Here is an 8779-nt window from a genome sequence, read left to right on the forward strand (position 1 = left end):
TGAATTATGAATTGGGGAGTGGGGAGAACAAATAAAAATAATCTCCTGACGACCGGCTACTGACTCCTAACCCCACCAACAGACTTATTCAGCAAGCCCCACCTAGCTTTTTGTCATAAATATTGATATGATTTAACAATCAGCAGCAATTTATGGTAAATATATTTATTTAGGAGAGGGAGAAAATGGCTGGATTCTTTGGCCTGTTTGGCAATAAGACGAAATACGTCGATGAACCGATGGATATGAGCGCACCGGAACCGAAAGAGGCTTTTTACTTGGAACCCGATGACGCTAAAACTCTCGGTAATATCGACTTTATGCGGACACCGATCACGATCCGACGTACTTTCCCGAAAACTGCCTCGAATAAGAAGGGTGGCGAATCGATTAAACAGATTTCTTCTATGGAAGTCAGCAAAGTCACCGATAACGGTATTGTGGCAAAATCGGCGACTTCCGAGGCTAATAGTAAGGCTAACGCTGCTAATGATAACGTTCGTCGCGCTAACGATGACAATATCAATCCTTTCCTGAAAATGGCCCGCGAAATCAAGAAATAGTATAGTAAGGGGAGCATTGGCTACCCTTGAGATTAAACTTTGGTGGGGAAAGCCCACCTTTTTTATGACCATTATTAACGGAAAAACCAAATTATTAGGCGTAATCGGCGATCCCATCGGCCATACTCTTTCTCCCCCCATGCACAATGCCGCTATCGATGCCTTGGGGCTAAATTATGTCTATCTTCCCCTACCGATCGCCACGGAAAATTTGGCAACTGCGATCGCTGGTTTGTCCGCCATCGATCTAGAGGGTTTTAGCGTCACAATTCCCCATAAATTAGCAATTATTCCCTTATTATCGCAAATTACCGAGAAAGCAAGGCTAGTGGGCGCAGTTAACACCGTCTGGCGCACGGAAACCGGCTGGCAGGGAACGAATACCGATGTGGATGGCTTTCTCGCACCCTTGAAATCCCTTGACAAAGATTGGAGTCAGGTGAATCCAGTTATTTTAGGCAATGGCGGCGCTGCCCGGGCGGTGGTGGTGGCTTGCGCCCAGTTGGGCTGTGGCGAAATTCATGTGGTAGGACGCAATCAAAAGAAATTAGATCCTTTTAAAGAAAGTTGGGCGAATACCAGCCTCTATGACCTCCTAGAAGTGCATAGCTGGGACGAATTAGAGGGGATGCTACCCACCACAGAACTCCTGATTAATTCTACCCCGATCGGAATGTCCCCCCAGGGCGAACAATCCCCTGTTGAGTTAGAATTATTAGACCTTTTACCCCCATCGGCGATCGCCTACGATCTGATTTATAATCCCCGGCCGACCAAATTTCTCCGGTTGGCCCAGACTAGAGGGATAAGAATTATTGATGGGTTAGAAATGTTAGTTAATCAGGGAGCGATCGCACTAGAAATCTGGTTAGGTCAACCCGTCCCCGTCTCGGTCATGCGGGAAGCTTTGTTAAAACAATTCTAAATGCTAAAGTTCTATTTCTAGCTTTATTTATGCCCCCTTCTAGCTCCTTTTGGAAAACTCTGAATAACTCGATTCTAGTGCGCTATCTATTATTATTTGGTTGTGGCTGGAGTCTGATTATCTTAATTAACTATTTCTACGGGACGATCGCTATTTTTACTGGTTCGGCAGTCTTGGCCGCTCTATTAAATTATCCCGTGGTTTGGTTATCTCGTTATCTACCGAGAGGACTAGCCATTGCTATTACCACCCTAGTAGCTTTTATCCTCCTATTTAGATTAGTCACAGGCATAGGATTAGAAGCAGTTAGTCAGGGGAAAGGACTACTATTCAATCTTACCGATGCCTTGGGTCAACAAGATTTTTTACCCTTTAAAGACTTTCTCGATCGATTAGATTTGAATAAAATGGTGGGAAGCTTACAAACCGGTTTAGCCACGGGTTTATCGCTTGTACAGGGAGTTTTTTCCAGTGTCTTTACGGGCATTTTCGGGGCGGTGATCAGTGTTTATATGCTCATCGATGGTGATAAACTTTGGCGAGGTTTTTTGCAACTTCTCCCCCCAGCATACCGGGAGCGTTTTGCCAAGTCTTTTCGGCAAAGTTTTCTGGGATTTATTCGCGGGCAACTGTTGTTAATGCTCTTTTTATCGGTGACGAGTTTCTTGAGTTTTTCCCTATCAGGAATCAAATATGGGCTAATTTTAGCGGGTATTCTCGGTGTCATCGATGCTATTCCAGGTATCGGGGCAACCCTGGGCATTTTGTTGGTAACTATCTTGACTTTTACCTCCCAGGGACTAGCAGTGGCCGTTAAAGCTTTTATTGTCTGTGTAGTCTTGGTACAAATTCAAGATAATATTATTCGCCCTAAAGTTATGGGTAATGCCCTAGAATTAAACCCAGTAATTTTATTTTTATCCCTCTTTATCGGCGAAAGAATTGCGGGATTATTAGGGGTTTTTCTCTCCATTCCTATCGCTGGGATGATTGCGATCTGGATCGGATCGAGCGAAGAAAAACCAATAACAGCTTTAGAGGAAAATCAGTTAGGAGAAAGTCAAGAGAATTAAGAGCCGATACCCAGTCTCTACTATACAATTAGGGAAATTTGTTATCTACAACACTCGATCGCTACCTAGGGTTTGCTGAAAAAGTAGGGGCGAAGCATTCGGATAGGAAATCTACGGTTTCAGCGATAGGTTATGCCCGAATGCTTCGCCCCGAAGAAGCAAGGTTTGGAACCACGATTCTCTCAAAATCTTGCACCTGTGGGAGCGAAACAAGCCACTAAAACCCTTACCTCGTCTATATTTCACATTTATTCAGCAAACCCTACCTATGGAAAACCTAGATCTAAAGAAATCCTCGCCCCTCTTACTTATCTCACCGTTTTTTCTCTGGGGAACAGCGATGGTAGCGATGAAGGGTGTTATCCCCCATACTACCCCCCTATTTATGGCGGCAATTCGTCTTGTCCCCGCCGGAATGTTAGTTTTAATGGTAGCTTGGTTTTTAGGTCGTCCTCAGCCCAAAACCCTGCAAGCGTGGCTATGGATTGCCCTTTTTGCTCTCATGGATGCCACTCTTTTTCAAGGTTTTCTGGCATTGGGATTAAATCGCACTGGGGCGGGGTTAGGATCGGTAATTATTGACTCCCAACCCCTAGCGGTGGCTTTAATGTCCAGTTGGCTATTTAAAGAAGTTATCGGTGTCTGGGGATGGTTGGGATTGGGTTTAGGAATTGGGGGAATTAGTTTAATTGGCTTGCCCGATCAATGGTTTTATGACTTTTTTGGACAAAAAGCGGTAAATATTGACTTTAGCTGGCAGGAATTACTAAATAGCGGCGAAATGCTGATGCTTTTGGCTTCCCTATCCATGGCGGTGGGAACAGTCTTAATCCGGTTTGTCTGTCGTCATGCGGATCCCGTCAGCGCCACGGGATGGCACATGATTTTAGGAGGATTGCCGCTATTTTTAGCTTCAGGTTTGAGAGAATCCCATCAATGGCAGCATATAGATTTAAATGGTTGGTTAGCTTTAAGTTATGCCACTATTTTTGGTAGTGCGATCGCCTATGGAATATTCTTTTATTTAGCCGCCAAGGGCAATTTAACCAGTTTAAGTTCTTTAACTTTTTTAACTCCGGTTTTTGCCCTCAGTTTCGGGAATTTATTCCTCGGTGAGATGTTAAGTGTATTGCAATGGGTGGGGGTATCTTTAACCCTCGTTAGTATTTATTTAATCAATCAAAGGGAAAGAATCGCCCCACAAGTGCGAGCAATTTTTGCTAATCTTTCCTCACTTATACCCAAAAGCAACTAACTCAAATTCCGTCCGAATTACCTCAACTCTGGCAAAATTTGCTTCTTGTAATTTCTGGTTGAGATTTTGAGAAGTAAAACCAGTTTTGTGAGCCATATAGGGCATTCCGGGAACTTCTGTTCCCATGCCGTAAAACATCCATAAAGCCCGCATGGGACCTCCGGGAGAAATATATAAAGGTTCATTTTCCATATCGCCTCTAGCGACAAATTCGGCGGCAGTTTGCATATCGGGAACTACGATCATTAAAAAGCCTTCGGGTTTAAGAATGCGTTTAAATTCCTCCAGTGCGATGGGAACTTCGTAATGATAAATATGTTCTAGATTATGACTAGAAAAAACCCGATCGACGCAGTTATCGGGAACGGCACTTAAATCGGTAATCGTTCCTAAAATATCTGGGTTAACGGCTCTCCCAGCTTTGGTGGGTAAAATGTATTCTAAGATACATTTCTCAAGAGCGAGGGGGTGGAACGAACCACAAAGGCACAAAGGACACAAAGATCGATCGATCCTATGTCAATTAAACTTATCACACAGAACCTAGAAGAGCCGGTTAACAGCAGTATTGATATTGATATCGAGGCGAATTTCTTGCCAATTGCCATCGCGGAATAGTTGGGGTAAGGCTTAGGGATTATAGGGACAACAACCCACATTTAAAACCAGTTTTTTCGGGGATTTTAGCGCTGTTATCTCCGGGGAAGCATTCCAGGCTAATAAACAAATATTTTTCAAACCAAGCAAACCGTGATTAGCGACTTGATCATCTAAAATTATCTGGGCTTGGGGATGAGTTTTAATAAAATCTTTTATGGACTGTTGGAGAGCAGGATGCTGACATTTATTGATGATAATTAAAGCGGAATCAGACCAGAATTTTTGGGCTAAAAGTAGGGAGATCAAGAGCGATAGATAGTCTTCGGAGGCATCGTAGTAATAAACTCCCAGCTTTTCTTCACTGTTTAGTTCTTCCAGATCATCGAAAAAGTTTTCCGTTTCTTGATCGCTTAAAAATATCTGTTCTGATAGTTGAAAATCCTCCAAATCCTCAGATAATATAGTTAGCTTTTCTCTCGATGGATCGTATTTAGGGTTTGCGGCAAAAAGTTTGTTGGTGGGGTTAGGAGTCAGGAGTCAGGAGTCGGTCGTTTCAGGCTTTGTTGCCCTCTTTTTTTGTACCAGTTTATGTACTATGAGGAGAATAATGCAAGGTTTTTGAATGTCCCAATCCTATTTTCTTGCACTAACATCAGATTTTAACAGGTCAAAAGCCTTATTTTCAAAGGGTTTTACCATTATTCAGCAAGTCGTATTTAAAAAAAGCTTCCACGCCATAACCGTAGCGATCGCTATTATTGCAGAAAGCGGCGACTAAACTACCGCAACGAAAACAACCCACTTGACAGTAAACCTCATCCGGTTGCAGACAGGCAACGGCGAGATTGAGCAGGGGAAAGAGATTGCGATCGGGATAGGAGGCGTTTTTTTGACTTAAAATGGTTAATTGCTCGGAAATAGGCGACATTAGAGGCGATCCCCAATCCTGATACTGTTGAGGCAGTTTTTCTAAGAATTTCTGTAAATCCATGCCTTGCTTTCCCAAAAACTATAATCCTTTCCCCATATCATAAATTATCCTGTTTGTCATCAGGTGACAGCCTTAATTGTCGGAGAGTGCTAATCTAACTATTAGCAGACTAGGAGAAGTAGAGAAACCGCTGATATGCCTGACAACCGCTTCCAGATCAAATTTTGGGGAGTACGGGGAAGTATTCCCTGTCCCGGTTCGGAAACCGTTCGTTATGGTGGTAATACCTCCTGTGTGGAGATGCGGGTCGGTAGAGAAAGATTAATCTTTGACGGTGGTACGGGGTTACGACCCCTAGGACAGTCTTTGATGGCAGAAAGTCCAATGAAAGCCCATTTATTTTTCAGTCATTCCCATTGGGATCATATTCAGGGTTTTCCTTTTTTTATCCCCGCTTTTATCAGGGGCAATACTTTTAAAATCTATGGGGTTCCCTCCCCCAACGGGGCAACCATCAAGCAAAGATTAGACGATCAGATGTCACATCCTAATTTTCCCGTGCCTTTGCGGGTTATGCGGGCCGATTTAGAATTTTATGATCTAGAAATGGGCGAAACCATCCACTGTGGGGATTTCAGCGTCGAAACCTGTCCTTTAAATCATCCCGGGGAAGCGGTGGGTTATCGGGTAAATTGGCGGGGTTTATCGGCAGCTTATATTACTGATACCGAACATTTTCCCGATCGCCTTGATGATAACATTGTGGCTTTGGTCCAGCAAGCGGATGTGATGATTATTGATGCTACCTACACCGATGAGGAATACACAGATACTAATTCTCCCAAGGTGGGTTGGGGCCATTCTACTTGGCAGCAGGCAGTCAAAATCGCTCAAGCAGCCCAAGTTAAGCAGTTAGTTCTATTTCATCACGATCCCACCCATGATGACGATCTTCTCGATCGCATTGGGGAAGAGGCAAGAAAGATTTTCCCTGAAACTATTCTCGCCCAGGAAGGACTTTCGATCGAACTGCAGCCAGGAGATTCTCAGATAGATAAGGCGAGGCCTAACCTCAGTCACTGTTCCCCGTGAGCGCAGATAAGATAGAATGATTTGAGATCATCAGGGATTTTCTCTGGTGCTATATTAGACCTCTTGTAAAAATCAAAAATTGTTGTTAGGGTTAGGAGTCAGTAGCCAGTAGTCAGTAGTCAGGAGAATTAAGAATGAATAATAATCAATTAAATGGTCTATTTACAGATTTTAGGCGATTTAATCCTTATTTTTGACGTTTTTGAACCCTCAAAAATTAATTATGCAAGAGGTTTATTATAAAAATGTCCAATCAATCCTCACCTAACTCCACAGAAATACAAGCAATTTTTGATCAGATCGCTCCCGAATATGACCGACTTAATCAAGAATTAAGTTTAGGATTACACCGCGTCTGGAAATTAATGACAGTCAAATGGTGTCAACCCAAAAAAGGGGATTTTGCCCTCGATGTCTGTTGTGGTAGCGGCGACCTGACTAACCTATTATCAAAACAAGTGGGTAAAACCGGCCAAGTGATCGGACTAGATTTTTCCCCACAACAATTAAAAATCGCCCGTCAACGTTTTAGCGCCGCCAATATTAACTGGATGGAAGGGGATGCCCTCAATTTACCCTTGGCCGATTCTAGCTTTGATTGTGCCACTATTGGCTATGGATTACGCAATGTGGTGGATATTACCCAATGTCTGGGGGAATTATACCGGGTGCTGAAACCGGGAGCTAAAGCGGCGATTCTTGACTTCCATCAACCCACCGAAACCATGGCCAAATTATTCCAAAACTGGTATCTCGATCATATCGTCGTTCCGGCTGCCGAGCGCTACGGTTTAACTGACCAGTACGCTTATATTAGTCCCAGTATCGATCGCTTTCCCCCGGGCCCAGAACAGGTAAAATTAGGCTATCGGTCGGGATTTTCCAGTGCCGTTCACTATCCACTCCTAGCAGGACTGATGGGAGTGTTAGTCTTAAAGAAATAACTCACTCACATTTCCGTTTATTTTTTGCTGCTAAATTGAATCTCGCTACTCTTTGGACATGGATCTTACCGCCGATTGCGGGGGCAATTATTGGCTATTTTACGAACGATGTAGCCATAAAAATGCTATTTCGTCCCTACAAGGCGATTTATATCGGTAAGCGTCCTCTTCCCTTCACCCCGGGGCTAATTCCTCGCAATCAAGATCGATTAGCTGTCCGGGTATCGGATACGATCATGGGTTCCCTGTTAACTCCCGAGGAACTACAAAAACTGGCTAAACGACTCCTGGACACCGAAAGGGTACAGGGGGCGATACTCTGGCTGCTACAATTAGCTTTAAAACAAATAAAAGGCGATCGGCAAGCAAAAACAGCCGAGATTTTGGCGGCGATTCTTCACGATTTATTCGGGGAATCTTTAGCGAGATTACTAAAAGTTTTAGCCCGACGGCAGGATTTTTTAGAAAAACAGATCAATCAAATTTTTGATCGCCTAGTCTTGGAATTTTCTCTCAGTGAACAACAGGCGCGACAATTCTCCGATTGGCTATTAGAAACTGTCTTACCTGCTGATGTTATCCGTCTAGCTTTAATCGATTTTTTAACCGATCGCAATATTCAAGTTATCGATGAAGGATTTCGGGAAAAAACCAGTGGAACCTATTGGGTAGTAGCCAATTTATTCGGTTTACGCAATGCCCTAGCCCGCTTACGCACTTTTTGCCTTGATGAAAAGGATTTAGCTAATACCAGAATCAAAGAATTATTACTATCTTTAGAGATGCGTAATCGTCTGAAAAACTGGTTACAAAGTATCTCTTTGCAAAATTTACCTATCTCCACCGTCAGACAATTGCGTAAAACCACCAGGGATACGGTGCGAATTTATATTCAAGAAAGTGGCGAACAATTTCTGCAAGATTTTGGCCAAACGATCGACTGGGATCAAATCGCCAATTTAATTATTAATCGTCTGCAATCTTCGGAGTCAATGACTACATCATTAGGGGTAATTAGTCAAGAGTTAGCGTTAATTTTAGAGCGTTATTTAGAGGAAGATTTAGAGAAATTAGTCGCCCAAATTATCCCGATTCTCAACATCGATCAGGTAATCCGCGATCGGGTAAATGCCACTTCCCCGGCCGATCTGGAAAATGCTATTCAAGGCATTGTTAAACAGGAATTACAGGGAATTGTTAATCTTGGTGGGATTCTCGGTCTTCTAGTCGGACTAATGCAAACAATTATTTTGATCGCACAGAATCCCGGGTAATAATTAGGGTTTGCCGAAAAAGTTTTTCGTGGGGACAGGGTGTGGGGTGTGGGGTGTGAATTTTCCCCCTGAAAAAGCCTTAATCTAACAAGGTTTTTAGATTTATTCAGCAAGCCCTAATT

At 43.2% G+C, this 8779-nt stretch carries 9 protein-coding genes and 1 pseudogene; 7 read left to right on the forward strand and 3 right to left on the reverse strand.

The window, feature by feature from the left end; translation table 11 throughout:
• Positions 1-185 precede the first annotated feature (185 nt).
• The 4 genes from MICAI_RS10100 to MICAI_RS10115 all read left to right on the forward strand — a co-directional run bounded on the left by MICAI_RS10100 (position 186) and on the right by MICAI_RS10115 (position 3816).
• Positions 186-563, forward strand: a complete 378-nt coding sequence (locus MICAI_RS10100) for a hypothetical protein (RefSeq protein WP_002754350.1) — start codon at positions 186-188, stop codon at positions 561-563.
• Positions 564-627: 64 nt separating this feature from the next.
• Entirely contained in the window at positions 628-1488 is an 861-nt protein-coding gene (locus MICAI_RS10105; protein WP_051011170.1) for a shikimate dehydrogenase, read from the forward strand.
• Between the two features lie 29 nt (positions 1489-1517).
• Complete coding sequence (locus tag MICAI_RS10110) at positions 1518-2561, forward strand: AI-2E family transporter (protein ID WP_008201241.1); 1044 nt, start codon at positions 1518-1520, stop codon at positions 2559-2561.
• 268 nt (positions 2562-2829) lie between these two features.
• Complete coding sequence (locus tag MICAI_RS10115; RefSeq protein ID WP_008201243.1) at positions 2830-3816, forward strand: DMT family transporter; 987 nt, start codon at positions 2830-2832, stop codon at positions 3814-3816.
• Here MICAI_RS10115 and MICAI_RS23690 read toward each other — a convergent pair.
• From MICAI_RS23690 to MICAI_RS10130, 3 genes and pseudogenes are all read right to left on the reverse strand, one after another.
• A pseudogene (locus MICAI_RS23690) lies at positions 3793-4230 on the reverse strand (methyltransferase domain-containing protein); the annotation flags it as partial. The gene MICAI_RS10115 and the pseudogene MICAI_RS23690 sit on opposite strands and share 24 nt — an antisense overlap.
• Positions 4231-4446: 216 nt before the next feature.
• Entirely contained in the window at positions 4447-4863 is a 417-nt protein-coding gene (locus MICAI_RS23695; protein ID WP_008201247.1) for a hypothetical protein, read from the reverse strand.
• 235 nt (positions 4864-5098) lie between these two features.
• Positions 5099-5407 carry a hypothetical protein gene (locus tag MICAI_RS10130; RefSeq protein ID WP_008201249.1) on the reverse strand — a complete coding sequence of 103 codons (309 nt, stop codon included), beginning with the start codon at positions 5405-5407 and terminating at the stop codon, positions 5099-5101.
• A 135-nt stretch (positions 5408-5542) separates the two neighbouring features.
• Between MICAI_RS10130 and MICAI_RS10135 the strand changes: the two genes are divergently transcribed.
• The 3 genes from MICAI_RS10135 to MICAI_RS10145 all read left to right on the forward strand — a co-directional run bounded on the left by MICAI_RS10135 (position 5543) and on the right by MICAI_RS10145 (position 8657).
• On the forward strand, positions 5543-6439 hold the full coding sequence (locus tag MICAI_RS10135; RefSeq protein ID WP_008201251.1) for an MBL fold metallo-hydrolase: 897 nt from the start codon (positions 5543-5545) through the stop codon (positions 6437-6439).
• 245 nt (positions 6440-6684) lie between these two features.
• A complete protein-coding gene (gene ubiE / locus MICAI_RS10140; protein ID WP_008201253.1) occupies positions 6685-7383 on the forward strand; it encodes a bifunctional demethylmenaquinone methyltransferase/2-methoxy-6-polyprenyl-1,4-benzoquinol methylase UbiE in 699 nt (232 codons plus the stop codon).
• A gap of 35 nt (positions 7384-7418) precedes the next feature.
• Entirely contained in the window at positions 7419-8657 is a 1239-nt protein-coding gene (locus MICAI_RS10145; RefSeq protein WP_008201254.1) for a DUF445 domain-containing protein, read from the forward strand.
• The last annotated feature ends 122 nt before the right edge of the window (positions 8658-8779 follow it).

This window comes from Microcystis sp. T1-4 (assembly GCF_000297435.1).
Taxonomy (GTDB): domain Bacteria; phylum Cyanobacteriota; class Cyanobacteriia; order Cyanobacteriales; family Microcystaceae; genus Microcystis.